Here is a 24,327-nt window from a genome sequence, read left to right as displayed (position 1 = left end):
GCTGACGTAGTCGTCGAGGCTCTCGGGAAGTAAGGTGCCTTGGCCTCGATGTTCACCTTGGATAAAGCGCTTCATGGGCGATCCTTGCGATGAAATCCTCAGAAATCATAGCAAGGGTTCGCGGAGGCGTTTTTACACACTCTGGGCCAATTGCAGCCCTTCGCGACTGGCAGCAAACGGCCAATATTGAACTGCCTGAGTCGCACGCCAAATCGGATAATTGAATTGAAAAAAATCGTCGCTGCAGTTAACGCAGTTGCCGAGGTGTTGCGTTCAGCATTTTTTTCATCAGTCGCCGCAGGGATGTGGGATCTCTGTATCCAACTTGTTCGGCAATGGTGTCGATTGAGTATTTACTGTTTGCCAGCAGTTCCCGGGCTTTATTGGCCTGGACACGCTGGATCAGCCGCAACGGGCTATATCCGGTGGCCTTGTGGATGTGTCGAGACAAGGTCCGCTCTGACAGACCAAAGTCGGATGCGAGTGTGCTGACGCTGATAATCGCCGGTAGCGAGGCTTCAATATGAGCCGTCAATTGTGCGATCAATTCGTTCCCCTGAGCCATCATTGCCGGAACCATAAAAGGCGATTGCAGTTGCCGACCATCGATCAGTAGCGCCCGAGCAACGCCATCTGCCAAAGCTGGGGAGAAATGGCTTCGCAGAAGATGCAACATCAGATCGCTATGACCTAGCGCTGCACCCGCAGTAATCAACGGCGGATCGAGGATTACCATGCGCTCGGCATCTACCTGGCACTCCGGCGCCCACTGCTGGAGTAAGGGTGCCATCCACCAAGAAGTGGTTACACAGCGCCCAGCGAGCAGGTTTGCAGCCTTTAGCACGAATACCGCAGAACATGATGCGGCTACGTTACCCCCGGCCTGCACATGCGCGCGTAATGCCGGAACCAGCAGAGCGATATCCGCCTGTTGTAATCGGTGCTCGATCATGGGGGCGTCAGCCACTCCGATGCCGGGGATGATCCAGCAAGAGCGGTCATCAGGGTTGATAGCCAAGGGCTGAACCGCAATCTGCATACCGTGGCCGAGCGTCACGCAATCCGTGTTCACCCCACAGACTTGCCAGCGAGGTACAGCGGAGCCCAGTCGCTGGGCGAGTACGGCCGCCGTTGAAAGGATATCCAGAGTCAGTGCGACACTGGAGGCAAAGGCGCCAGGAACTACCAGAATCGTGAAGTCATTCATTGGCTGATTATGCACGAAAGATGTCGAATCGGTCGCTGGTTGCAGTGGTCGAGGGCTGACTTAATAACGCTTCCATTTCATCGAGCGTTAACCCGTATGCCAAATATCCTGATCAAGGTGCCTCAAGGTTCTTTTACTTGCGAACAACGGGCACTGCTGTGCGAAGAGATTACGAAAGTGGCCATCGCGGTCGAGCAAATCGGCGACGATCCACGTCAACGGGGCCTGTGCTGGACTCTCATTGACGAAGTGGCTTCTGGCTCCTGGACATGCGGCGCAGTGGATATCAGCGCTCAAGCCATCCCCTGCATTGTGCAGGTTAAGGTCCCCGGCGGTGTGCTGAATGAGGCCATGCGAAGCGACTATGTGCAGCGTTTGCATCAAGCAGTAACCCGGTCGCAAGCAGCGGACGACCAGCGGATCATCATGACTTCGATCATCCTTGATGAAGTCAGAGATGGCTTCTGGGCAGCCAACGGAGCGATTTGGCATTTGGCCGATTTCATTCAGGCGGCTGGGTACCGACATCTGCAAGGGCAGGCGGAGCAGTAAGGTATTACAGCTCGCAGGACATTTGTCGCACCACTGCGAGTGGTTGCTATAGGGCGTTTTCAGTCGGTCGCGGCCGGCTGAAAACGGCCATTTCCGGTCAACCGTGACAGATACAAACTCGCCAGCAGGCCTTGCTGCGGCTCCAGATTTTTGCCTGGAGTGGGGGACGAGCATATCGGATTAACATTCCAACATTCTCAATGTCACATCTATCACATTTCATGTCGCAGATAATTGAGAACCTGCGACAGAGTCACGCGATATCACAAAGCCTTTACTGTCAAGCCCGAGTGAGTCGTCGCATAACTTAGAAGTCATGCGACAGTTTTTTAACGCCGCTACACCAGTATCAAAGCGCAAGGTCAATCGTAAAAAGTGAACTCACTCATCTTGAACGCTGCGCCCACGGCCACCCCTAAATTCATAAGTTCGTTAGTCATCATCAGCCATATGACCATGCGAGGGGTGTATTGCCGCTTACCTCACGTAAATTCCCGAGACGGCTCCCCATTAATATGTATGGCTTGAGTGAGGCAGTAGCCGCGATTTCTGACTGCGCGAAAGAGATGCCGTCCTCCTGCGTTTTTCTTGAATTTTATTTGCAGTCTACTCAAACTCATCTCCAGGCCGCGATAGAGCTCAGGATCTCTCCCAATATTACTAATTAGCTCTGCTCTACTGATTACGCGTTCCTCCTTGAGGAGCATGTTTTTTACAATGATGCCCTCAATATTTGTTAAGTGTATTTGAATGGCGTCGTCGAATAAGATTCGATTATTTATATCGAGCTTCCAGCATTGAGGGTGTTGAAGTGATGTCTCTGCAAGTTTTGTCATGGTTTCTGATTATAAAATTCATGAATGCAACAAAAAACAAATCGCAAAAACATTACTTATTTTTGTCTTCCGCAATGTAGTTCTAGGGGCGTATTTTTAAGTGTGAGTTCTATTAAGGTGAGTGCACGGTAGGTCGTGGGCTTTCAGTAATATATTTGTAGGCTGGGCATTAAGCGCTTACTAATAGAATTGGTTTTTTAAAACTCTTAATTATCCAGGTTCAACGTTGAAGCAGGTAATCGTAGGATGTATCGATCAGCCGTGGCTTGATCGACCGCTCACTCATTGTCTCTTCTCCATTCGTGGGAAATGCGTGGATTTCTCCATAGGTGTTTCGCACCCGTGAGAGCCCTGGGCTTGCTGCGCAGGCTTGAGGAGGAGTTTATAGGCAGGGCGCGCGCCAGCCTTTCATTTGGCGACAGCGCTTTTTCATTTCATGACAAACCATAACCTTTGTTTGATCTGACAATGCACATAGCATTGTTTGAGTCAGTTTTTGCGTGGTGGTCATGCCCCTCTCCAGACGTACCAATATGTCGTCAGTGGTGTGCAAATTCGCGGATGGGGTCTGAGAGTACGAAATCCTGAGGGGTCAGCTTTGGGCCATTCTCTGCCGGTCATGTCCGCGAAACGTGCTGGTCAAATCCGTTGCAAATGACTGGTCAGGCCGAATGTAAATGGGTGGGCAAGTCTGTGCAATTACTCAGAGAACGCGCCAAGGGCTTTGGGGGCATTCGGCGAAATGATTTGTTACCTGGGTACCATTTTTCACCCATTTGGGGCGCACTGGGCCATTTCGTAGCGCACGGTGAGTACCACGCTGATCTATAGATCAGCATCTCTTGAGTCGAAAATCCTTTCCAATTAAGCGCTTGAAGCAGTGCTACGCAGCCTGGCACGGTTTCTGCTGTTTTGAATCCATGGATAATTGGATACAAAACTGCAAAGGGTGACTTTATGCAATTCGCTCCCGCTTACATTGAGCGTCAGCCCCTGACTGCCGAGGAGGAGGCTTACAACTTTCTGCTGGAAGCGATCTGTGGCGGTCGTTACCGCAAAGGCGACCGGTTGATCGCCGAGGACATCGCCACTGAGATCGGCATGAGCCGCATGCCGGTGCGCGAAGCCTTCCGACGCCTCGATGCTCAAGGCCTGGTGACCTTGCGGCCTAACCGCGGGGCGATAGTCAGCGGCCTGAACATCGACGAACTGCACGAAGTCTTCGAGATGCGCAGTGCCCTCGAGGGCCTGGCCATCCGCGTCGCCGTAGCCAAGATCGGTGAGCGTCAGCTGGCGGCTCTGGAACGCATGCTGGACGAGATGGATGACTACCGCGACGAAAGCGCGGAATGGGTCAGCCGTCATCGGGCTTTCCATGAATACCTGTGCAGCCTCAGCGGCCGTCCGCGTTTGATGAAGCAAATCTCGGCCCTGTACTCGTTGATCGAGGCGCCCATGCGCCTGTGGCTGCAACACGGTGAAAAGCCCTTGAGTGCCCGCCAGGAACACGCGGTGATCCTTGATGCCATTCGCTCAGGCGATGCCGACCAGGCCGAGTCGGTGGTGCGTCAGCACATCGAGGGCACAGTGCCGGCGCTGATTCAGTTCCTGCAATCGGAAAAATAGAATCGGGCTCGAGCCCGACCGTGTGTTGACTTTGAGTACTGCCCCGTTACTAAACAACTGGAGTGTCTGGTCATGCATAAACGCCGTGTGTTGCTTGCTGCTGTATCCCTGGGACTCTGCGCACAGTGGGCGTTCGCCACGCCCCAAGTGCCGGAACGACTGCAAAAGGCCGAAAAACTCACGTATTGCTCGGGCATGGACTCGCCACCCTTGGTGTCTTTCGATGAGGCGCAAAAACCCAGGGGCCTGACTGTCGATCTGGGGCTGGAAATCGCCAAACGGCTGGGAGACAAACCGGTGCAATGGCGGGTCATTCCATTCTCCGGGTTGCTGCCGGCATTGCTCGCCCAGCAGTGCGACATGATCGTTGATCAGCTGTTCGACAAGCCCGAACGCCGGGAAGTGATCGACATCGTCAACTACATGTATTCCAGCCAGTCAGTGGTCGTTCCCAAAGGCAATCCCAAGGGCATCAAAACCCTGGATGGACTGTCTGGGCACAAGGTGGCAGTGCTCAATGGCTCCACGATCAAAACCTTGTTGGACGCCGAGAATGAAAAGCTCACCAAGGCTGGCAAGACACCGATGAAACTGGTGGTTTACAACAGTGACACTGACGCCTTCCAGGCGCTGCGTATCAGTCAGGTGGACGCTTACGGCACCACCGTAGAAACAGCAGGTTACTACGCCGCAATGGCGCCTGATTTATTCGAGGAGGGGGTGCCAGCCTTCAGCCGGATTCTCACGGGTTTAGGGACCCGCAAGGATGATTCCCAGCTCACCACCGCAGTACAGCAGATCATCAGTGACATGCGCAGTGACGGCAGTTATGTGCAGTTGTTGAGCAAATGGCATGTTTCCAGCGACACACTCGACTGAGGCGAGCGCTCGATGAATTTCAATTGGGATGTGTTCTGGCAATACCTTTTGCAGYCCAGCGGGGTGTACCTCACTGGGCTCTGGTTGACCTGCCTGATCAGTGTGCTGGCAATGGTGTTGGGCTGCGTGCTTGGGCTGGCAGCGGCGCTGATGCGTCTGTCGCGCAACCCGTTGCTCAACCTGCCGGTACGGTTCTATGTGTGGCTGATGCGCGGCACTCCGCTGTTGGTGCAAATCGTTTTTCTCTATACCGCATTGGCGGCCGGCGGCATCTTCCGTTTCGAGGACGTGGAACTGTTTGGTTTGGTGGTGCCGGGCAATATTCAGGCAGCGATCATCGCCCTGGGCCTGAACGAAGGTGCCTACATGGCCGAGATCATTCGTGCCGGGATCGGCGCTGTCGACAAGGGACAGTATGAGGCTGGGCGTTCGCTGGGCATGACCTTCGCCAAACTGATGCGGCGTATCGTTTTGCCTCAGGCGTTCCGGGTCATCGTTCCGCCGTTGGGCAACGAATTCAACGTGATGCTCAAGAATACGACGCTGGTCAGCGTGATTGGCGTGCAGGAGTTGCTGCTGAGTACGCAAATGGTCACGTCGGCGACATTCCGGGTATTTGAACTGTACCTGGTGGTGGCGATTTATTTCCTGCTGCTGACCACCCTCTGGGGCTTCTTCCAGCGTTGGCTGGAAGCGCGTTTCGGACAGTCCGATCGACCCGCACCGCCAGCGGCCGGCAGTCGCATGTTTGGCCGCGGCACGCTCAAATTGCTGAGAGGGCGTTAAGCATGGCGCACAAAAGTGAAGAACTGATTATCGAGGCCCTGGACATTCATAAGTCTTTTGGCGACCTGGAGATTCTCAAGGGGATTTCCTTGCAGGTGCGGCGCGGTGAAGTGGTGGTGTTGATCGGTGCATCGGGTTCAGGCAAGACCACCTTCATTCGCTGCATTAATCTGCTGGAGGACATTCAAGGCGGGCGCATACGCGTCAACGGTCGCTCCATGGGGTATCGCGAGCGCGCCGACGGCAGCCTGGTGCGCGACTCCGAGCGCAACATCGCTCGCCAGCGTCGGGACATCGGCATGGTCTTTCAACGTTTCAATCTGTTCCCCCACATGACCGCGCTGGAAAACATCATTGAGGCACCGATCCAGGTGCTCGGCGTGCCACGCGCCGAAGCGTTGGAACAGGCCCGGGCCTTGCTCGCCCGGGTCGGCCTGGCGGACAAGGCCATGCATTACCCGTCGATGTTGTCCGGTGGACAGCAGCAGCGCGTGGCAATCGCCCGGGCGTTGGCGATGAAACCTCAAGCCATGCTGTTCGACGAGCCCACCAGCGCCCTGGATCCGGAAACCGTCGGCGAGGTCCTGCAGGTGATGAAGCAGTTGGCCGATGACGGCATGACCATGGTAGTGGTCACCCATGAAATGGGTTTTGCCCGGGAAGTCGCTGATCGCGTGGTGGTTCTCGATCAGGGCGAACTGATTGAGCAGGGTCCGCCGGAGCAGATCTTCAGTCGACCGACACACCCGCGAACTCGGGCCTTTCTCAGCCGCGTGCTGTGACCTTCTCAGTCAGGGTTTTTTACCCGGCAATGGAACCGGATACCTGCGGCCATTGAATCTTTGTTTGGAAGAGCTTTTGCCATGTTGAAATTTTCTGCCCACGAATATCCCTATCCGTCGCAACGCCAGAGTGTGTTTGCCCGCCGTGGCATGGTCGCGGCTTCACAGCCACTGGCCGCCGAGGCCGGCATCGAAATCATGCGCAACGGCGGCAATGCCATTGATGCCGCGATCGCTACAGCGGCGGCGCTAACGGTAGTTGAACCCACCGGCTGCGGCTTGGGCGGCGACGCCTTTGCTCTGGTCTGGAGCAAAGGCCAATTGCACGGACTGAACGGCAACGGCCAAGCGCCGGCGGCACTGACGATCGATGCAGTCAAGGCGTGTGGTCACGAGCGGATGCCGCTTTATGGCTGGACGCCGGTCACGGTGCCCGGTTGTCCTTCGGCCTGGGCGGAGTTGTCCAGACGGTTCGGCAAGCTGCCCTTTGCCGAGTTGCTGCAGCCCGCGATCAGTCTGGCCCGGGAGGGCTTCCCAGTGTCGCCGGTGGTCGCCCGACAATGGCAGACTGCTCTGGATGAATTCAGCCCCCATCGAGACCCGGTGCTAGACGCCTGGTTCGACACGTTCCTGATTGATGGCCGTGCGCCAAAGGCCGGTGAATTATTCCGCAACCCGGCGCAAGCCCGAACGCTGGAAGAACTGGCGGACAGCGCTTGCGAAAGCCTCTATCGCGGTGCTCTGGCTCAGCGTCTGGATGCCCATTCCCGTGCCACCGGCGGCTACCTGCGAGCCAGCGACCTGCAGGACTATCGCGCCCAATGGGTGGACCCGATCAGCATCAATTACCGCGGCTACGATGTGTGGGAAATCCCTCCAAGCGGGCAAGGATTGGTGGCCCTGATGACCCTGAAAATCCTTCAGGGTTTCGACTTCGATCACCGAGACAGCCAGCAGACCTGGCATCGTCAATTGGAAGCCATGAAGCTGGCCTACAGCGATGGCCTGCATTACATCACCGATCCGCTGCACATGCGTGTGGCGGTGGCTGATCTTCTCAGCGACACCTATAGCAGCCAACGCCGTGAACAGATCGTTGATCAGGCTCAGCAACCTGATCCCGGCGATCCTCACGCCAGCGGTACGGTGTACCTGGCCACGGCAGATGCGCAGGGCAATATGGTGTCCTTCATCCAGAGTAACTACCACGGCTTCGGTTCTGGCGTGGTGCTGCCAGACAGCGGCATCGCCTTGCAGAACCGTGGGCAGGAATTCAGTCTCGACCCTGACCACGCCAACTGCCTGGCACCGGGCAAAAAGACCTTCCACACCATCATTCCTGGCTTCATCAGTAAAGGTGACGCGCCGGTGGGACCGTTCGGCGTCATGGGTGGCTACATGCAGCCCCAAGGCCATGTGCAGATGGTCATGAACCTGGTGGATTTTGGTCTCAATCCTCAAGCTGCGCTGGACGCACCGCGATGGCAATGGCTGGGAGGCATGAAAGTCGGCATCGAGCAGGGGGCGTCGAGGGACTTGGCCGCTTCGCTGGCCCGGCGCGGACATAAGGTTCAGGTCGATTGCGACCTGATCAACTATGGCCGAGGGCAGATCATCATCCGCGACCCGGACACCGGTGTGTTGTGCGGCGGCACCGAGCCGCGGGCCGATTCCCATATTGCTGTGTGGTAACGGGTAGCTGAAAACAAACGAAGACGACTCGGTCTCTTCTGCGTGAGAAATACGCTGTGCATCCGTGCGCGGAACTGATGCACAGCGTGGCCTCGCGTGTTCTCTAGCCTTCTTCGACTGGACGTGGTTGGGGTGCGGTAGGTTCAGTGGAGATTGCTGGGGCTTAGAGGGGCTGCTCGCTCGCATCCCCAGAAACGACAAAGCCCTGAAAACACTTCAAAACCACTGATTGCTAAAGCAATCAGGATCCGAAAGTAGCTCACTCGGTCGAAGGGACGGATGCTTTGCTGCCCAAGCGGATCAGCTCATTGGAAAAACACAGGCCGACGATGATCAGTACCGCTCCCGCGTACAGGCTTTCGCGCGGTACTTCATTGAGCACCACAAACGCCAGCAGCGCGGCGAACAACGGCTCGGTCAGCATTGCATTGATGACGATCCCTGTCGCTGATTTGTCGTTCGATAGAATGCCGCCCCACATCGATGGGACGTTTACTCCCATGCATCGCCGTGAAGGAGTGCTGAAGCGGATGGTTGAGGTGATTGCGGGTGGCGAGAAAAACGACTTTGGCCTTGGCAATCATCGGAATATGCTCGGCGAGCTCGATAAATCAAGTCAAGGCCTTGAAGGTAGTCAGATACGGCAACAGCGTTAAGCCACTTACTCCTTCCGGGCAGATTCCGGAGCAGGGATAATGCGCCTTTCCCACCAATCGGGTGAATCAATCGCCCAGCACAAGCAGCCGCCCGGACTCGGCTGCCAGCACTACAGGAAGGAGCTTTTACATGTCATACCGGCTTGCCATTTTCGACTTCGACGGCACGCTCGCTGATTCTTTTCCGTTCTTTGTTTCGGTGTTCAACCAGGTCGCTGACAGGCACGCATTCAGTCGAATTCACCCGCAAGAGTTGGACGGTCTGCGCAAGCAGGGGGCTCGGGAGATCATGGCTCATATCGGAATGCCTCGCTGGAAGTTGCCTCTGGTGGCGCGAACCTTCATGAGCTTGATGAAGAAACATCGAAGCTCGATCCCACTGTTCAATAACATTGCAAATACCCTCGCCCATCTTGACGAGAGAGGACTGATTATGGCGGTGGTATCTTCTAACTCCCAAGAAAATATCAAGCAAATTTTGGGCTCCAGCTGTCAACATATCCGGGCCTTCGAGTGCGGCGCCTCCATTTTCGGCAAGGCGTCTCGCTTGCGCCGTGTCATGCGCAAATTCGACGTGGCGCAAGAGGAAGTTATCTACATCGGCGACCAACCTACGGATGGTGAAGCAGCAGCGACTGCCGGTATCGCCTTTGGTGCGGTCGCCTGGGGGTATGGAGCATATGATGCATTCCACAGTCTTCAGTCCCATGAGTGGTTCGCCGATGTGAGCGAATTACGGCGACTGGCAGGAAGTGATACGCACCTTGAGTCATCCGCAAGTTTATAGGCTTGACCATTGAGTGGCGATTTCAGTCGATTTCAACAATCAGCCTCTGGCCGAAAGCTGTCAGTGGTGAGGGGAAACTTTCGACCCAAGGCAGCCGTTGAGACCTATGTGTTGTCGCTTTTAGCTGTGGTTACTGACCGCATCATAACAACCAAGGCCGACTTTTTCAACAGAATCGGCCCGAAAACTTCAAAAAAATGCCCGGACTTAGCCGGGCTCGTTAAAAAAATTCAGCGCGAATCCACCTCTTTCGCGATCTCGACGGATGATTTTTCCCTGCGCCTCTGAAGCCAGCTATAGAACGCATGTACCGGATGGAGGACGGCGGTAAGCACGCCAAGCAGCAAGATGATGAAAATGATGATCAGCGGGATGCTTTCGTGCGAGAACATGGTGGGTTACTCCTGTATTCACTATGTCGGAACCCACAGGCTAGACGCATAGAACAATGTTTTTGATGAACGTATATTCATCCTCGGGTTCGTCAATTGTGCTACGGGGAGAGTCGCCAAACTGATTATGAATGTGCTTTGTACGGTGGCTGTGGCGAGGCCGAGATCTACTGCTTAAGCATCAAACTGCGCCATAGGATCACAGTTGGTGCAACAGGCACGACGTCCGTTTGCTGCGCTTCCTGTTTCGGCAACTCTAGTGTCGTCAACTCGCTCAGCCCGGATGAAGAATGCTGGTGTGCTAAAAGTTGCTCGGGCTCTTCGGTCGACTCATCGATAGTCGGCGTAGTCATTTGATCGAAACAACGACCTTGCCTTTGGCTCGTCCCTGCTCGACATACTTCAACGCCTCTGCCGTTGATTCAAAGGGGAAGGCGCGGTCAATCACCGGTTTGATGATGCCGGCCTCAATGAGCGCGGTTATTTGTTGCAGTTGGGCACCGTTGGCCCGCATGAATACAAACCTGTAGCTGACGTCCTGCTTGCGTGCCTTGCGCCGAATACCGAGGCTCAGCAGGCGCATGACTTGTTGCAATGGCCAGGACAATCCTTGCTCCTGCGCGAACTGCGCAGTGGGTGGCCCAGAGATGGAAATGAGCTGGCCACCTGGCTTGAGCACCTTGAGTGACTTCTCCAGGACATCGGCGCCGAGACTGTTCAGCACTACGTCGTAGTCGTGCAAGACACTTTCGAAGTTCTGCTGTTTGTAGTCGATCACCAAATCGGCCCCCAATGCCTTCACCCATTCGACATTCGCCACTTCGTCTCCCGGTTTGAAGCGTGTCACCTTCGAGCCCACCTCAATCACGACGCCTGCCAGATCGTTACCCAGGATCAACGGAAATGAGTAGGGCAGGATCAGCTTGAATTCGCCTTTGCTGATCTTCGAATCCAGTGCGTTGACGCTACTGGCGTGTACCTCGATCAAAACGTCGTGGGCACCCACTGCGGGGGCGGGCGCTTCGCCAATCCGCCCGGGGTTCTTGCCATAGCGATCAATTAGAAATGCTYTCATCGTGGTGCAGCTCTTTTCGGTTGTAAGGAGGGTAGCCGGTGTGTTGCGGCGTTGCTGCGCCGTGTTGTCAGGCATCGAGGAACGCCTGTGCCTTGGCCACAAAGTCAGCGTGGTGTTGGAAAATACCGCCGTGCCCGGCATCCTCATAAATCACCAGTTGTGCGTTGGGGATACGCTTTGCCAGTGCACTCGAGTTAACGCTGGGCACCATGATGTCGTTGTCGCCGTTGACGATCAGCGTCGGCGTCCGCAAGCGCCTGAGGTCTTGTGGCGCCTGTTTGCCCCACGCAGTGATGGCTTTCAACTGCCGCAGGAAAGCGCTGGGCGTCGGGCCCTTGTCGCGATTTTTTTTGCGTGCTTTCAGGCGCTGTAAATACAGCGAGGCGGATCGACGGCCATTGGGCGTCGAAGTAAAAAACAGGTAGAACTTCGGATCGCGCAGGGTCAGCAAGCCTTTGAACATCAATGGCCATGTCACCGAGCCGACCTTGTCGATACCGCTGCCGCCGGCTGGTCCGGTGCCGGTCAGAATCAAACGCCGCACCAAATCAGGCGCCTTCAGGGCGATGTCCTGAGCGACGAAGCCGCCGAGGGAGAAACCGAGCACATCAACGGTTTCCAACCCCAGCGCATGAATCAGCTGGATGGCATCGTCAGCCATTTCGCCGACGGTCAGTGGTGCGCTTCCACCAGAGCCGCCGATGCCGCGATAGTCGGTGGTAATGACGCGTCTGGTTTGTGCAAGGCCATCGATGATCGCGGGGTCGAAGTTGTCCAGCACCGCGCCCCAATGGTTGAACAGTACGAGGGGCACATCGGTTGCTGGGCCGGTATCGCGATAGGCAAAGGGAATGCCGTTGACCGTGATCGACTGGTTCGTCGCGTTGATGAACGACGTCTGTGAACCCGAGGGCGTACTTGTCTGCGTTGAATTCATCGCTACTCCGGACAGTGGCCGGGTTCGATGCAGTGCCCTGCGCCTGCATCGAATCCGGCGCGAATGCTCGCTACCAAAAGATCACGGTTGGGTCTGGTAGCGCTGGGCGACTGCAGACTGGCGGATTTGCCCCAGCAGGCCCTGACGTGCGCTCTGCAGCTCATCCCAGCGTTCCGCTTCGTGCAGCGGCGGGATGGTCACCGGTTCGCGACGATCAAAACCGACTAGAGCGGCATCCACCAGATCGCCCACTTCCATGATTTCGCTCAAGGTGTTGATGTCGACGCCGGAGCGATCCCAGATTTCCGTGCGGGTGGCGGCGGGCAGCACGGCCTGCACGTAGACGCCCTGAGGCGAAAGTTCCAGGCTCAGGCCCTGGGAAAGGAACAGCACAAATGCCTTGGTCGCACCGTAGACCGTCATGCCGAACTCCGGCGCGAGGCCTACCACCGAACCGATGTTGATGATCGCGCCGTCGCCTGCCTTGGCCAAGCGTGGGGCGATGGCGCTGGCGAGCCGCACCAGCGCCGTGGTGTTGAGGGCGACCAGTTGCGCAACGCTGTCGGTGCTTTGGTCGATGAAGTTACCGGACAGCGCGGCGCCGGCGTTATTGACGAGGATGCCGATGCGGGCGTCGTCGCGCAGGCGGCTTTCAACGGTTGTCAGATCGCTGAGTTGGGTCAGGTCCGCCGCAATGACATCGACGGCGACGTCGTGTTCGCTGCGCAAGCGCGCTGCAAGTGCATTCAGGCGCGCCTGATCGCGGGCGACCAGTACCAGATCGTGGCCGCGTTGCGCGAAGCGCTCGGCGTAGACCGCGCCAATGCCGGTGGAGGCGCCAGTGATGAGAACAGTAGGGCGAGTGCTCATGGGTTATCTCTCTTTCAGGATGTGAGAAACAGAAAGCGCGATCACTGATGGCTCAGCTTGCGATAGCGCTCGATTCAGCCAGCGTCGGGTAGTCGATGTAGCCAGCCGCACCGCCGCCATAGAGGGTGGCGGGATTGAACGCGGACAACGGCGCGCCACGTTTGAGGCGCTCCACCAGATCCGGATTGCCAATGAACGGGCGACCGAAGGCGATCAGGTCGGCCTGGTCTTCAGCGAGTTTCGAAGTCGCCAGGTCCAGGTCATAGCCGTTGTTGGCGATGTAGGTGTTTTTGAAGCGCTGGCGCAGGGCGCCGAAATCGAAGGGCGCCACGTCGCGCGGGCCACCGGTCGCGCCTTCGACCACGTGCAGATAAACCACGTCGAGGGCGTCGAGTTGTTCAACGACGTAATCGAATTGCGCCTGCGGATCGCTGCTGGATACGCCATTGGCAGGCGAAACCGGAGACAGGCGCACACCGGTGCGATCCGCGCCGATTTCATTGACAACCGCCGCCGTCACTTCGAGCAACAGGCGCGCACGATTCTCAATCGAACCGCCGTAAGCGTCGGTACGCAGATTGGCGCTGTCCTTGAGGAATTGATCCAGCAAATAGCCGTTTGCACCGTGAATCTCCACACCATCGAACCCGGCGGCGACCGCGTTTGCCGCGGCCTGGCGGAAATCGGAGACGATCCCCGGCAGTTCGCTGATGTCCAGTGCGCGCGGCTCGGAGACGTCTTCAAAACGGTTGTTGACGAACACTTTGGTGGCGGCGCGCAGTGCAGAAGGGGCCACAGGAGCGGCGCCGTTTTCTTGCAGATCAACATGCGACACGCGGCCGACATGCCACAGTTGCAGAAAGATTTTTCCGCCCTTGGCATGGACGGCATCGGTCACGGTGCGCCAGCCGTCTATCTGCGCCTGCGTGTAGATCCCGGGGGTGTCCTGATAGCCCTGGCCCTGTCGGGAAATCTGCGTGGCTTCGCTGATCAGCAGGCCGGCGCTGGCGCGTTGGCTGTAATAGGTGGCCGCGAACTCGCTGGGGACGAAGCCCTGGCCTGCGCGGTTACGTGTCAGCGGCGCAAGGACTACCCGGTTCGACAGCGTTAGGCTGCCAAGGGTGTAAGGGGTGAACAGATTCTGATTGGTCATCTGGTATTTCTTCCGTGCCCGTTGATGGAGATCGGTGTTGCGTGCAATTAGGATGATGATCGAAATCTAAACTGTCAACGGTTTTGATTATGACCAGCATCTATGTATGATTGGACGCATGATTTCCCGGTAAACACGAGGTATTGCACGTGAGAGTGACCAAGGCCCAGGCGCAGGCCAATCGAGAGCACATCGTTGAAACGGCCTCAGAGCTGTTCCGTGAGCGCGGCTTTGACGGCGTCGGTGTGGCGGATCTCATGGCGGCTGCCGGTTTCACCCATGGAGGCTTCTACAAACACTTCGGGTCGAAGGCCGACCTGATGGCCGAAGCCTCGGCCTGCAGTCTTGCCAAATCGCTGACTGGCGCCCAAGCGCTCGATGTTCCGGGCTTCATCAACGTCTATGTGACCCGAGAACATCGGGACGGACGTGGCAGCGGTTGCACCATGGCCGCGTTGTGCAGCGACGCGGCGCGTCAATCGGATGATGTGAAAACGACATTTGCCGAAGGCATTGAACACACCCTGCAAACGCTGGGAGAGAAATATCCGACGGGACCGGATGCCGAGGCGGGAGAGGGGAGAAAGAAAATGATCGACCTGCTGTCTCGTGCTGTCGGCGCGATTATTTTGTCGCGTGCCTGCCCGGATGGTTCTGCACTCGCGGATGAGATCCTTGAGGTTTGTCGCGCTGAAATGTTGGCTTCGTTGCCGGTCGATGACGTTGAACCGGTGTTGAAGGAAGATTAATTCAAAGCGTGAACGGCCTATTCGCGCGATCAAAATACGCTACACGGTTTTTTTGACCCATTTGATTTGAGCGGGATTTGTAGAAAACCWGCTAAGAAATTTAGCTATATATTAGTTTTGCTATCCTCTTTGCGGTCAGTCATGCGTCGTCTGAATAAGGAAACTTCTATGACTACTGCACATGTTTTCATCGCCATCAGTCTAGATGGCTATATCGCCAGGTCCGACGGTGACATTGACTGGCTATTGCAGCGCGATGATCAGAGTGAGGATCACGGCTACCTGGGCTTCATCGCCGATAAGGATGCTATCGTGATGGGGAGGGGGAGCTATGAGAAAGTGCTGACCTTCGACACTTGGTTCTACGACCTGCCAGTAATCGTGTTGTCTCAACAGTTGGCCGATTCACAGGTGCCTAATGCGCTAGAGGGAAAAGTGCGTTTTTCCAACCTCACTCCTTCAGACCTGCTGGCGGAACTGGCGAGGCAAGGTGTGCATCGAGTCTATGTCGATGGCGGGCAATTGGTGCAGTCATTCCTGCGTGACGGGTTAGTCGCCGATATGGTGATCACCACTGTTCCCGTGCTGATTGGGTCGGGAAGACCATTGTTCGGGGCCCTTACGCAGGACATTGAATTGAAGCTAGTAAATAGCCGGTGTTTTCCTTCCGGTCTAGTGCAGTCAACCTATCAGTTGGTTCCTTGATTTTCCGGAGGGAGGCCCGATCCAAAACGCTGGGCGCTCTGGTCGCCAAGATGGCCAAGGAGCATGCTACATTGCGGCCGTAGCGCCGGAGCTGGCAAAGCATGTTTTCAGCCATATCGACCAGCGCGCCGAATCCGATATGAACCTACTGACGCGTTTGGCACGTGAACTGGGCGCCGTGGCGAAGTCGGTCGACGGTCGCCTGGTAGTGGTGCCCAGGGGCGTGGCTCAGATCGACCATGTCCATCACTCGGCCGCTGACGCCTGGAATGGTCGCCGAGGGGCGGATCGATATGCGCAACCATCGCGCCAGCGCGAACAGACTTTGGCAGGTCGAGTCGGTCATGCATGTCATTGGTTCGGGCGGGGTGTCATCGTCGGCGGCGGAATGTGTGACGCCAGCGTGAGGCCGTCGGGGGAGATCAAGGGACCTACTCGGCCACCGTACGCGGCCCCATGCCGCCCCGAGAAGGAGTTCCAACGCTTGTCTTAGCAGTTGATGGTGATCTTGCAGGCGCCGGTCTTGTAGTCAGGGTTGTCTTTGTGGCCGCAGCCCTGCAGCCCGAAGGGGGGTCGGGTCGAGCCATGGCGTACCGGTGATGACCAGCTTGGTTAACGCCGTAGTCGGAATCTTTGCAAGCTCCGCTCGCTTGAGAAACCTCCCGAGTCACCTCGAAGAGCATAGAGGCTTGCCCTGTAGAGGGCCGTTCTTCGAGAGCAACCAAAACTCCGGATTTTTTTATAGGCCCATTCCCAACCCCGAGACTTGGTCTTTTCGGCAGGTGTTAATTTCACTTCAGAGCCTCTAGCAGTGGAGTTTGCCGGGATCATAGCAATGTGCCTCTGTTAGAAAAGCGTCAAATAATAACCTTTCATGTATCAGGGTTAATACATATCCGGCGCTTGGTCTGTAGGAGGAAAAAACACGCTGAATACTCGGTTTTTTGGCTGGTGCGTAAGGGCAGGGGCAAACTAGGGGCTTGGGGGTCAGGTCGGCAGAACGCCTGGAAGGGAGGGCACTACTGTCGGAAAATGTACAACCTCGTGTCCCTCGTCCCGGTCTACCTTGTCGCGATCCAGCAACCCGGTGTAATGCGGGTTGTCGCCTTGATCTGCCGACCAAGTGTACTTGTACACCAAGTCACTCTTCGTGATTACAGCCATGTCCCTTCCTCGAGGTGACGGGCAGACAATTCTACGCCATCTCGAAGTTCTAGCGGATGCAGAAAGTTTCGCAATGTCACCTCGTCATTCTCCTGCGGTGGCTTGCGCAAAACCTCCTCTGGAGGCCGCGTGTTTCCGTTTGCATAAGCACAAAAAATCGAATGTTTTGCCACTCTTAAAGGTGGTCATATTCGTTCTAAAACAATAGCTTAGGTCGTTACAGTCCCCGGCATGAGGTGCTAGGGGTCGAGTGTTCGAATCACTCCGTCCCGACCATATTTCGTGAGGAGATCAAGCGCTTAGTGGCTTGGTCCCCCTTCTCGTTTCAGGTCTACGCAAAACTACCCAGTGATTTCGCTGATATTCAGATCCGGTATCGCCTCAGGCCGGACGATTTTCTCGTGGTCCCGCTGGTAGTTTTTGGTCATGCCCTCGCTCGCGTGCCCTGCGATCTTCTGTCCATCGTTTCCGGCGTTCTTCCACAGGTGCAGCGACAGCGCCCGCACTTCATGGAAGCTCGGCACCTCCTCCGTGCCAGAGCCGCTACATACGTCAACCCAATAGGCAGATGCATCGGCTAGCAAGTAGATGCTGTGGCGGGGGGGGCGAGCAGCGCTTCCAGGTTTTTTCATCGCATGCGGTATGCCTGTTAGATAAGTCCTTCTCAATGTGTATTGTTTGGACGATGYAGTAGCCGCGATTTCTCACCGAGCGGAAAAGGTTATCTCCTCTAGCGGACCTCTTGAACTTCGCTTGTAGCCTGCTGAGGCACATCACCAGTCCCTTATAGTGGTCAAGGTTTTTGTTTAGTTTTTTGGCAATGGCATCATTACTTACTATCCGTTCTGTGCTGCTTATTAACAAGTCGAGTACTGCGTACTCCATCTTGGTTAGATTGATAGTTTTTTCATTGTTAGTAAGTAATCGCAGAGGCTCGACTAGCATCCATGCATTTGAACTTTGTGCGCGTATTGCGTTGAACATACTCTTTTCAACGGGGGCGTGCGCCTCGAAAGCGGAGGGTCGTCTGGAGGGGGGCGTATCGATATTCATCTAAGTGAGGATGTTTCTTTGGATGTATTGCTCTTCCGCTAGCTGGCTCGAAATAGAGAAATTCCTAGGTCAGCGGAGATGGCGCAGTGCAATGCAGAGTGTATTTCGGTTAAAACCGGCTAATTTCGGTGATGATACGTTTCAGCAATCGTAAAATCTTTAAAAAATATCGAACGTACGTTGGTTTTGATAGGGAGGATTAAGGACATTCCAGCCAGTTGCGGGTGTCTTCGATTTCGTACGGATCCACGGTTTCGCCTCAGTATTTGAGGCGAGGTGGTAGCGGGGTAGCGATAAGATGCAGTGCTAATTCACTCCAGCGTCATCAGTACCGCGAGCGTCATCTTGATGAACTCTTCGTTCTTGTCGATGGTGTCCAAGGCGCCGCGCACGTTGTCGGCGACGTCGGCTGAGCCGCGGGCTTCGACCCAGTTGGAAAGCTCCATGATGGCGGCTTCGAGCGCGAGTTGGTTTTCGTTGATCTTGTACAGCAGGGAGGGGGGAGGTCCGAATGTGGCATCGCAAATCCTCGGTTTTGAGGACAGCGTAGCATCACCTTACGTGAAGGATTTTTAACGATCAGCAGGACGCCGGAGGAGGGGGTTCAGCCGCTGAGTTCTGGAACACGTCCATAATAGTTATGGAACACATGCCGAGAGCCGAGATTTTCACCAAACCCCAGAAACGACAAAGCCCCGAAAAATCAGGGCTTTGTCGTATAAAGATGGCGGAGGCGATGGGATTCGAACTCATGGACCTGTTACAGTCGACGGTTTTCAAGACCGCTATTTAAAGCCGCTAAAACCTTGGCCTGTAGCTCTTTTTCGTTACAGTACTTTTGTTTTTCGGCCCCTCTGTAGACCGCATTCTACAAGGGGCGAGCTTTGAGTTTTGTAACGGGTTTTCGGTCTATTTTGATGGCTTGGCGATGGCGCCAATGCGGCGGTAAACGCGTTCCGTRATGTCGCCCTTGGTGTGGCCCAGGAGCAAGCTGGCATCGCCGACGTCGAGGATTTCTGACGCAGCTTTTGGCCTGATGTCACGGAACTGGAAGCTGCCGATTTTTTCGGCCAGTTGAACGTCGCCTTTCTCATCAGCCTCTTTCTTGGCCTTTTCCCTGGCTTTGTCCCACCGGTCGCGGAGCATCTTCGCGGTCATGCGCTTGCCGCGCGCGCTCACGATCAGATAACTGCAAATGTGCTGAGCATTGCGCTCGGCCATTTTTGCGATCAGCAGAGGGTGGCGATCTCACGGTTAGCCCGCACTTTCGCTGTCCGTGCATCCCGGTACCCGGCAATCGTGGCCGGGGTGATCGAGTCGATGGGGGCGCTATCGAACATCGGTCGGAGCTGCTTGATCTCCGCCAGGTTGTCTTTTTGGGTGCGCGGCGCTTTTTTGGAGACGATGTCGCGGATGTACCGGTCAAAGATGCCCTTCATCGTGCGCAGATCGAGCGGCTTTTCCTTGGCCTCGAGCTCTGCCCATTTGATCCTGGCCAGGTCCAGGTCTTTGCCCAGCGGAATCGCCTTGCCGGTCAGGTCCAGGTAGTAATAGGCAATCCAGTCCTGTCCGCTTTTCCGTTTCCGCGTCCACTGATACATCCGGGGCGGCAAGTTGCGTGTTTCGGCCTTGCGGGGTCGCATATCAGTTCACTCGTGAGAAGTCAGGCGTCCATGCCGGCGTCGCCGGTGGCGGGTTGGGGTCAGCGATGGTCGGGGAGATCATCCCCAGCTTCATGCGGGCGTACATACGACCCACCAGCGGGCGTTTGCCGCGGCTTTCGACGAACACCCAATGACGATCAATCAGCCAGCGCCGCTGGTAGGCTCTGGCCTTGTAGCCGGTTATTTCCGCCAGCTCTTCATCCGAGAGAATTTCTGTTTCCATGTTGATGCTCCATGCCGAGCGTGGCGGCAGAAGGTGGTTAAAGGGTTGGGTGGCCGCGGCTGATCTAGAGTTGATCGACGAGAACCTGGATATGTGGTGAGTAAAAATGCTGAGCAAGTACCCCGATCAAACGAAGAGTCGCCGAGCGATAGCTGCTGTTGGCGCTGCATTTATCGCTCTGGGGATATTTCTGGTTGTTTACGACGCACTGGGAAAGGGAGGCGTGTCCGTTCTGGTGGGGGGTATCTTTGAATTGATTGTTTTCTTCACTGATCAAAAGGGCTTTGAGAGGGCCGAGCGCATTCTTTCTTGGTTCCATGGCTTGTCGTGACTGGCAGGTTTTCCCAGTTTGTAGGCGTAAACGTAGGTGCACCAGGCGAGGGCGATCATGGCGTCATCCGCCGGCCCCAGATGCAAACAGGGCCATCTTCGGCGTCGTGAATCGACAGAATGAACCAGCCAGGTTCGGCGGGGTGCTGAATCTCCCACGCCGAGCAATCGACCTGCCCATTGTTCATGTAGGCATCGAACACATCGGCGTCGACATCGCTTTCCATGCAGGCGATCTTCGTTTCCACCTGGTGGCGCTTGCACCAGTCGTTGAACTGCTCTTCGGTAATTTCATCGTCGAATTCCGAGAGGTAGTCAGGGTGTGACCACCAGCCACTCGCATCGCGATGGACCGGAAGCGAATCAATCAAAACAGTTTCTTCAGGCATGACTGTTCCTTTGCCGCTATAGCGGCTATCAAATTCACATGAGGAGGAGGTATCGTTGCACCCAGAATCTATGGAGGTGCGATGTGGTCGTACACGGAGTTGAATACAAGTTTTGTCGCGCCTCAAGCGTTGTCGAAGGTCACGATGGACTTGCACTGGAGTGCTGGCGAGGTGATCGCGGTCCGATATTTGAAATCTTTCGAAACGACGAAACACTGCGCTTTGAGGTGACCCTGTTTGAGCAAGATGTTCCTCTGGAGCTGCTTGAATACGCTGTTCCCATCGCCCGTGATCGCTTGGGAGATTTTGATCCGTATCCCTGACATTGGGTCTTTGCCGCTATAGCGGCTGACTTTGAAGGGGGGGGAGTTACTGCTTGGGGTGAGTCGCGTTCCAACGCTCGAAAGCTTCTTGCTTGGTGGGCGCAACAATCTTCTCGTCGCACTTGTAGCAGTACGCTACGACGCCGGCTGCGCCGACATCGAAGTGACCCTGCTTGCATGGCTTCATATGCCAGTCTAAGTTCTCATGGCATATTAGGCGTACACACCTATAACGCCCATTGCGGTGATCCAGAACAAGAAAGTGCCGGAGGTTAAGCCAATAGGTGTAACTGTCAGTTGATCATCCACCACTGTAAAGGTGAAGGATGGGTGTTTGGCGGCAGCTCCCGCCACTAACCCTTGTTGCGAGATCACTGACACTAAACCAGCACCACCATATTGCTTAGTGATATGCAGGATGTAGCTGGTGACGTTAGAACCGAGAGTACCTGGTGTGTTGCGGACTTCAATCTGCAACATACCGGCATAACTAACACTGGTGTTGAAGCTCAAACCAGAAGTCAAAGTAACCAATGTCGTAGCTGCGGTTACCGCCTTGGTGATCGGAGCTGTTGCCGGGATAGAACTCTTGCTGCTCAGGGCGATACCTTCCGCCATCCGCTCCGCTGGTTGCCGTTGGGCGCGGAGGGGAGTGCATGCGGATTTGGTCGGGAGGTTGATGACTAGTTGCGCGGACTTCGTAGTAGGTACGACACGCATAAAAAAGCCCGCGAGAGAGGCGGGCTTCAGGGGACGGCCTTCAGAGGCAGTCGGACTTGCCTATCTGAAAGTCGACTATCGGTGAGTCGCTTGAGTCTTTGAAGGTGTAGTTAATCAAAAGACCCGATTTCACGAATTGCCCTAGACCTTTTTCAGCGCAGGATGCAGAAGCGGCAAGGGCTTTTGCGTTCTTAGCAAATGCATCGGAATCGACTTCGTTTTTCGAGACTTTTGTGAGCGTGTAAGAGATTCGCATCAGCTCATCACTGTAGGTTACCGAGTCGAGGCGAGTTGATTCATCGGACATCTTTCCGGATTCGAGATTCATGATGAGCGCGAGCCCTTTAAGCTGGCGTTCTCGCTCCTGCTTTTTCTCCTCCGGAGCAGACTGTGCATGCCAGACTTGGACCAGGGCAAAGAGTAAAATCATTGCCGAAAAAAAAATGATTAATCCGCGGTACTGCTTCAACTGAGATCTCCATGGCAAAAGGCCATCGCTTATTTGACCATGCCGCTACCATCATCTCAAGTTAGAGGAATTGCCGGTTGCGTCTCCGGCGCCGAGTTCCACGGCCGTGTTCAGTTCGCCAGCGCTCGATAGCAACCGATTCTGGGATTTGATGCAGGTGGGCGGTTATAGGCCGCAGTTTCGTCCGCATCGGGGTGTGATCTGTCTCGTCCAGTTGAGCCGGCGCCATTACTGACCCGTAACCCATTTCATCTACCCCCGAGCTGGAGTAGCTACTTACCTGGCAGATCACACCCCGTCCTCTCATAGAGAGGATCGGGCAGTTAACGACAGGCTTTCGTGGCGCTGGTTGTTCAGCCCGTCACGCCAGAGGCTGGTAGCATCGGCACCTCTCCTCAGAGCATGGAATTGCTATGTACCAGGTTGTTGCTAGAGCGCTGGAAGTGATCGCATTAGAATGCCACGAGGCGGAGTACACTGAGGCTTTCAGCGCAGTCCAGGCAATCGTGACCGAGTTTGGCGAGGTAGATTTGGCTGATCGGCTTTTTGCCAATATTCCCGAGTCGATCCCGTTTCTACTGGTGGCTAAACTCTTCGACTTGCTGGCTTGGCAGACAGACGACAACGGCTCGGCGATGACTCGCACTATTGAGCGTTGGCTTGCAGAAGGTACCAATCTGCGCAAGGTTCGGATTGCTCTTAATCTCGATGTCTACCCGTTTCCGGATGAGCGCGAGATGTATCGAGTGTTATCCCTCGTGGTTGAAGCCCATCCGCAGTTGACTGATAAGTGCCAGCAGCTGATCAGCTCTCGGCAAAATCGGTAGCATCTGGTCAGCATCCCAAAGCCCACATCGAATGGGCAGAGGTGATGCTTTCAGTCAGGCGTCTTCGCCCTGAACCAGCATCTTCTCGATGTCGGCGGCGCCGAGCTTTTTCCAGTTTTTGATCTGCCCGGTTTCCAGATCGATGTTGAGCATTAGGTAGTCGCCGTAATGCTCACCCGGGAAGAAGTCCGGAACCTAGCCTGCGTAGCCGCCTACGTCTGCGCCTTGGGCGTCTTTCAGGTCGGCAGCGAAGCCGTCCCGGACCCTGATGCACAGGTGCAGCTCAGTCACGTCTACCTGCTCCGTTTTTTGCTGGTTGATTAATTGAAGAGCACCGGCGCCGTGGCGCAGATCACGCGGATTCAAGATCGAATCGACACGCTTGGTTACGGCATCGACGCCGGCGAGGTGACCGAAGAGGACGAGGCTGAGCAGGTCGCACTACTGCTGAACCTTAAAGCCTGGAAGGCCTACAAGTCCGCCTTGGGCAAGGTAACGGTTCAGCCAACTTGGTATGCCACGCCTGTTTGGCCACCAGAGCTGGTAGCGCCCGTGATCGTGGCCGATCCTGAGGCCCGATCCAAAAGCTGCTGACCTGGTCATGTCCGGCACCGAGCCAGATCCCACCGGCGGTGCCACCCATTACTACGCCACCACCATGCCGAAGGCTCCGGCCTGGACTGTGGGGGCGAAGCAGACGCTGAAGTTTGGACACCACATCTTCTTCAAGGATGTGCCATGAGTCCCGCGTCGTGGAAGTTGGCCGGAGTGCTGGCGCTGCTGCTGGTTACGGCCGGCGGGGTCTGGCAGGTTCAGGATTGGCGCTACGGCAGGCAACTCGCCGAACAGGCCGGCCTACATCAGGACGACCTGAACGCCATCAGCAACGCGGCCGCCGCCCAGGTGCGCGCCGATCAGGCCAAGCGACTGGCCCTCGAGCAGCGCCTATCGGCAAGCGAAGAAACCCACTACAGGAAATTGAGCGATGCACAAAAAGACCAGGCTCGCCTGCGCGATCGCCTTGCCACTTCTGATCTGCGGCTGTCAATCCTCCTCGACGCTGCGGATCCAACCAGTGGCCGTTCAGTGCCAGCCGGTACCGAAGCCGGCGGCGTGGTTTATGGAGGAGCGCGCGCCCGACTTGACCGGCGCATGCTCAACGAATTATCGGAATTACCGACGCCGGCGATCAGGGACTAATCGCGCTGGCTGCGTGCCAAGCCTATGTCAAAGAAGTTGCCACAGGTAAGTAGTAGTTGTTTTCGAACAGTGTGCCAAGCCTCAGCACTCAGCCGGAAAACCTCTTGCTGAGTGCAAGTCAGATGAGGGGCTTTCAATGTTACTCCACGCTGAAATGACCAGCATCATGTAAGATGTTGGTCATTTGGTGTGTGCGCTTGTTAATGATTTAACGAATTTTTCGATGTTATTGATTGTTCGAAGCGAGTGGGTTGATAGTTCGGCCGCGATCCTTTACAAGG

Annotated in this window: 26 protein-coding genes and 7 pseudogenes; 17 read left to right on the top strand and 16 right to left on the bottom strand. The window is 55.8% G+C overall.

Features of this window, described 5'->3' with window-relative positions; genetic code table 11:
- On the bottom strand, positions 1 to 75 hold a 75-nt coding region (locus AC1DIS_RS28780; RefSeq protein WP_477743827.1), incomplete at its 3' end, for a hypothetical protein.
- 172 nt (positions 76 to 247) lie between these two features.
- Entirely contained in the window at positions 248 to 1,207 is a 960-nt protein-coding gene (locus tag AC1DIS_RS28775; protein WP_477743891.1) for a GlxA family transcriptional regulator, read from the bottom strand.
- 96 nt (positions 1,208 to 1,303) lie between these two features.
- Between AC1DIS_RS28775 and AC1DIS_RS28770 the strand changes: the two genes are divergently transcribed.
- The 6 genes from AC1DIS_RS28770 (at position 1,304) to AC1DIS_RS28745 (ending at position 8,360) form a co-directional block, all read left to right on the top strand.
- Positions 1,304 to 1,759, top strand: coding sequence for a tautomerase family protein (locus AC1DIS_RS28770; RefSeq protein WP_064617066.1), 456 nt, complete (start codon positions 1,304 to 1,306; stop codon positions 1,757 to 1,759).
- A 1,793-nt stretch (positions 1,760 to 3,552) separates the two neighbouring features.
- Positions 3,553 to 4,221, top strand: a complete 669-nt coding sequence (locus AC1DIS_RS28765; protein WP_018930317.1) for a GntR family transcriptional regulator — start codon at positions 3,553 to 3,555, stop codon at positions 4,219 to 4,221.
- Positions 4,222 to 4,293: 72 nt separating this feature from the next.
- Positions 4,294 to 5,100, top strand: coding sequence for an ABC transporter substrate-binding protein (locus tag AC1DIS_RS28760; RefSeq protein WP_007941906.1), 807 nt, complete (start codon positions 4,294 to 4,296; stop codon positions 5,098 to 5,100).
- A 12-nt stretch (positions 5,101 to 5,112) separates the two neighbouring features.
- Positions 5,113 to 5,886 carry an amino acid ABC transporter permease gene (locus AC1DIS_RS28755; protein WP_477781252.1) on the top strand — a complete coding sequence of 258 codons (774 nt, stop codon included), beginning with the start codon at positions 5,113 to 5,115 and terminating at the stop codon, positions 5,884 to 5,886.
- Between the two features lie 2 nt (positions 5,887 to 5,888).
- Positions 5,889 to 6,668 carry an amino acid ABC transporter ATP-binding protein gene (locus tag AC1DIS_RS28750; RefSeq protein ID WP_018930320.1) on the top strand — a complete coding sequence of 260 codons (780 nt, stop codon included), beginning with the start codon at positions 5,889 to 5,891 and terminating at the stop codon, positions 6,666 to 6,668.
- 81 nt (positions 6,669 to 6,749) lie between these two features.
- Positions 6,750 to 8,360: a gamma-glutamyltransferase family protein gene (locus tag AC1DIS_RS28745; RefSeq protein WP_064617068.1), complete on the top strand. Its 1,611-nt coding sequence runs from the start codon at positions 6,750 to 6,752 to the stop codon at positions 8,358 to 8,360.
- 259 nt (positions 8,361 to 8,619) lie between these two features.
- Here the strand turns inward: AC1DIS_RS28745 and AC1DIS_RS28740 are convergent.
- A pseudogene (locus AC1DIS_RS28740) lies at positions 8,620 to 8,781 on the bottom strand (DMT family transporter); the annotation flags it as partial.
- Between the two features lie 79 nt (positions 8,782 to 8,860).
- Between AC1DIS_RS28740 and AC1DIS_RS28735 the strand changes: the two are divergent.
- A complete protein-coding gene (locus AC1DIS_RS28735; RefSeq protein WP_155944828.1) occupies positions 8,861 to 9,016 on the top strand; it encodes a hypothetical protein in 156 nt (51 codons plus the stop codon).
- Positions 9,017 to 9,146: 130 nt separating this feature from the next.
- Positions 9,147 to 9,803 carry an HAD hydrolase-like protein gene (locus tag AC1DIS_RS28730; RefSeq protein WP_477743892.1) on the top strand — a complete coding sequence of 219 codons (657 nt, stop codon included), beginning with the start codon at positions 9,147 to 9,149 and terminating at the stop codon, positions 9,801 to 9,803.
- Between the two features lie 230 nt (positions 9,804 to 10,033).
- On the opposite strand, the gene AC1DIS_RS28725 is transcribed toward AC1DIS_RS28730, so the two are convergent.
- From AC1DIS_RS28725 to AC1DIS_RS28705, 5 genes are all read right to left on the bottom strand, one after another.
- A complete protein-coding gene (locus tag AC1DIS_RS28725; RefSeq protein WP_018927603.1) occupies positions 10,034 to 10,195 on the bottom strand; it encodes a hypothetical protein in 162 nt (53 codons plus the stop codon).
- A gap of 349 nt (positions 10,196 to 10,544) precedes the next feature.
- Positions 10,545 to 11,270: an NADP-dependent oxidoreductase gene (locus AC1DIS_RS28720; protein WP_477781251.1), complete on the bottom strand. Its 726-nt coding sequence runs from the start codon at positions 11,268 to 11,270 to the stop codon at positions 10,545 to 10,547.
- A gap of 67 nt (positions 11,271 to 11,337) precedes the next feature.
- Positions 11,338 to 12,207 (bottom strand): alpha/beta fold hydrolase, encoded by an 870-nt coding sequence (locus AC1DIS_RS28715; RefSeq protein WP_477743893.1) that lies wholly within the window; start codon positions 12,205 to 12,207, stop codon positions 11,338 to 11,340.
- An 81-nt stretch (positions 12,208 to 12,288) separates the two neighbouring features.
- Positions 12,289 to 13,077: an SDR family NAD(P)-dependent oxidoreductase gene (locus AC1DIS_RS28710; protein ID WP_477743894.1), complete on the bottom strand. Its 789-nt coding sequence runs from the start codon at positions 13,075 to 13,077 to the stop codon at positions 12,289 to 12,291.
- A 52-nt stretch (positions 13,078 to 13,129) separates the two neighbouring features.
- Positions 13,130 to 14,230 carry an alkene reductase gene (locus AC1DIS_RS28705; RefSeq protein WP_477743895.1) on the bottom strand — a complete coding sequence of 367 codons (1,101 nt, stop codon included), beginning with the start codon at positions 14,228 to 14,230 and terminating at the stop codon, positions 13,130 to 13,132.
- 149 nt (positions 14,231 to 14,379) lie between these two features.
- On the opposite strand from AC1DIS_RS28705, the gene AC1DIS_RS28700 reads away from it, so the two are divergent.
- The 3 genes from AC1DIS_RS28700 (at position 14,380) to AC1DIS_RS28690 (ending at position 16,091) form a co-directional block, all read left to right on the top strand.
- Positions 14,380 to 14,979, top strand: a complete 600-nt coding sequence (locus AC1DIS_RS28700; RefSeq protein ID WP_477743896.1) for a TetR/AcrR family transcriptional regulator — start codon at positions 14,380 to 14,382, stop codon at positions 14,977 to 14,979.
- Positions 14,980 to 15,147: 168 nt separating this feature from the next.
- Positions 15,148 to 15,684 carry a dihydrofolate reductase family protein gene (locus AC1DIS_RS28695; protein ID WP_018927610.1) on the top strand — a complete coding sequence of 179 codons (537 nt, stop codon included), beginning with the start codon at positions 15,148 to 15,150 and terminating at the stop codon, positions 15,682 to 15,684.
- A gap of 239 nt (positions 15,685 to 15,923) precedes the next feature.
- Positions 15,924 to 16,091, top strand: coding sequence for a hypothetical protein (locus tag AC1DIS_RS28690; protein WP_477748510.1), 168 nt, complete (start codon positions 15,924 to 15,926; stop codon positions 16,089 to 16,091).
- A gap of 1,098 nt (positions 16,092 to 17,189) precedes the next feature.
- Here AC1DIS_RS28690 and AC1DIS_RS28685 read toward each other — a convergent pair.
- From AC1DIS_RS28685 to AC1DIS_RS28665, 5 genes and pseudogenes are all read right to left on the bottom strand, one after another.
- Positions 17,190 to 17,378, bottom strand: a pseudogene (locus AC1DIS_RS28685) (integrase); the annotation flags it as partial.
- Between the two features lie 22 nt (positions 17,379 to 17,400).
- Positions 17,401 to 17,793, bottom strand: a complete 393-nt coding sequence (locus tag AC1DIS_RS28680; RefSeq protein WP_477781253.1) for a winged helix-turn-helix domain-containing protein — start codon at positions 17,791 to 17,793, stop codon at positions 17,401 to 17,403.
- 419 nt (positions 17,794 to 18,212) lie between these two features.
- Positions 18,213 to 18,421 (bottom strand): annotated as a pseudogene (locus AC1DIS_RS28675) (hypothetical protein).
- A 389-nt stretch (positions 18,422 to 18,810) separates the two neighbouring features.
- Positions 18,811 to 19,544, bottom strand: a pseudogene (locus tag AC1DIS_RS28670) (site-specific integrase).
- A 1-nt stretch (position 19,545) separates the two neighbouring features.
- Positions 19,546 to 19,788: a DUF4224 domain-containing protein gene (locus AC1DIS_RS28665; RefSeq protein WP_192351832.1), complete on the bottom strand. Its 243-nt coding sequence runs from the start codon at positions 19,786 to 19,788 to the stop codon at positions 19,546 to 19,548.
- A gap of 106 nt (positions 19,789 to 19,894) precedes the next feature.
- On the opposite strand from AC1DIS_RS28665, the gene AC1DIS_RS28660 reads away from it, so the two are divergent.
- Positions 19,895 to 20,119, top strand: coding sequence for a hypothetical protein (locus tag AC1DIS_RS28660; RefSeq protein WP_477748511.1), 225 nt, complete (start codon positions 19,895 to 19,897; stop codon positions 20,117 to 20,119).
- 55 nt (positions 20,120 to 20,174) lie between these two features.
- Here the strand turns inward: AC1DIS_RS28660 and AC1DIS_RS28655 are convergent, their stop codons facing one another.
- Positions 20,175 to 20,507 carry a hypothetical protein gene (locus AC1DIS_RS28655; protein WP_477748512.1) on the bottom strand — a complete coding sequence of 111 codons (333 nt, stop codon included), beginning with the start codon at positions 20,505 to 20,507 and terminating at the stop codon, positions 20,175 to 20,177.
- An 83-nt stretch (positions 20,508 to 20,590) separates the two neighbouring features.
- Between AC1DIS_RS28655 and AC1DIS_RS28650 the strand changes: the two genes are divergently transcribed.
- Entirely contained in the window at positions 20,591 to 20,830 is a 240-nt protein-coding gene (locus tag AC1DIS_RS28650; RefSeq protein ID WP_192351835.1) for a hypothetical protein, read from the top strand.
- A 213-nt stretch (positions 20,831 to 21,043) separates the two neighbouring features.
- Here the strand turns inward: AC1DIS_RS28650 and AC1DIS_RS28645 are convergent, their stop codons facing one another.
- Together AC1DIS_RS28645 and AC1DIS_RS28640 are read right to left on the bottom strand one after the other, a co-directional pair.
- A complete protein-coding gene (locus AC1DIS_RS28645; RefSeq protein WP_477748513.1) occupies positions 21,044 to 21,448 on the bottom strand; it encodes a hypothetical protein in 405 nt (134 codons plus the stop codon).
- Positions 21,449 to 21,590: 142 nt separating this feature from the next.
- Positions 21,591 to 22,019 carry a hypothetical protein gene (locus AC1DIS_RS28640; protein WP_225609334.1) on the bottom strand — a complete coding sequence of 143 codons (429 nt, stop codon included), beginning with the start codon at positions 22,017 to 22,019 and terminating at the stop codon, positions 21,591 to 21,593.
- A gap of 413 nt (positions 22,020 to 22,432) precedes the next feature.
- Between AC1DIS_RS28640 and AC1DIS_RS28635 the strand changes: the two genes are divergently transcribed.
- The 4 genes and pseudogenes from AC1DIS_RS28635 (at position 22,433) to AC1DIS_RS28620 (ending at position 24,099) form a co-directional block, all read left to right on the top strand.
- Positions 22,433 to 22,846, top strand: coding sequence for a hypothetical protein (locus AC1DIS_RS28635; RefSeq protein WP_310398391.1), 414 nt, complete (start codon positions 22,433 to 22,435; stop codon positions 22,844 to 22,846).
- Positions 22,847 to 23,173: 327 nt separating this feature from the next.
- A pseudogene (locus AC1DIS_RS28630) lies at positions 23,174 to 23,440 on the top strand (phage tail protein); the annotation flags it as partial.
- Positions 23,430 to 23,588: pseudogene (locus AC1DIS_RS28625) on the top strand (cell wall hydrolase); the annotation flags it as partial. The pseudogenes AC1DIS_RS28630 and AC1DIS_RS28625, both read left to right, overlap by 11 nt.
- A pseudogene (locus AC1DIS_RS28620) lies at positions 23,585 to 24,099 on the top strand (lysis system spanin subunit). The pseudogenes AC1DIS_RS28625 and AC1DIS_RS28620, both read left to right, overlap by 4 nt.
- The last annotated feature ends 228 nt before the right edge of the window (positions 24,100 to 24,327 follow it).

It is taken from the genome of Pseudomonas sp. 05N433, assembly GCF_056396925.1.
The sequence above is the reverse complement of the archived record's forward strand: the minus strand, read 5'-3'. Positions and strand labels throughout refer to the sequence as shown.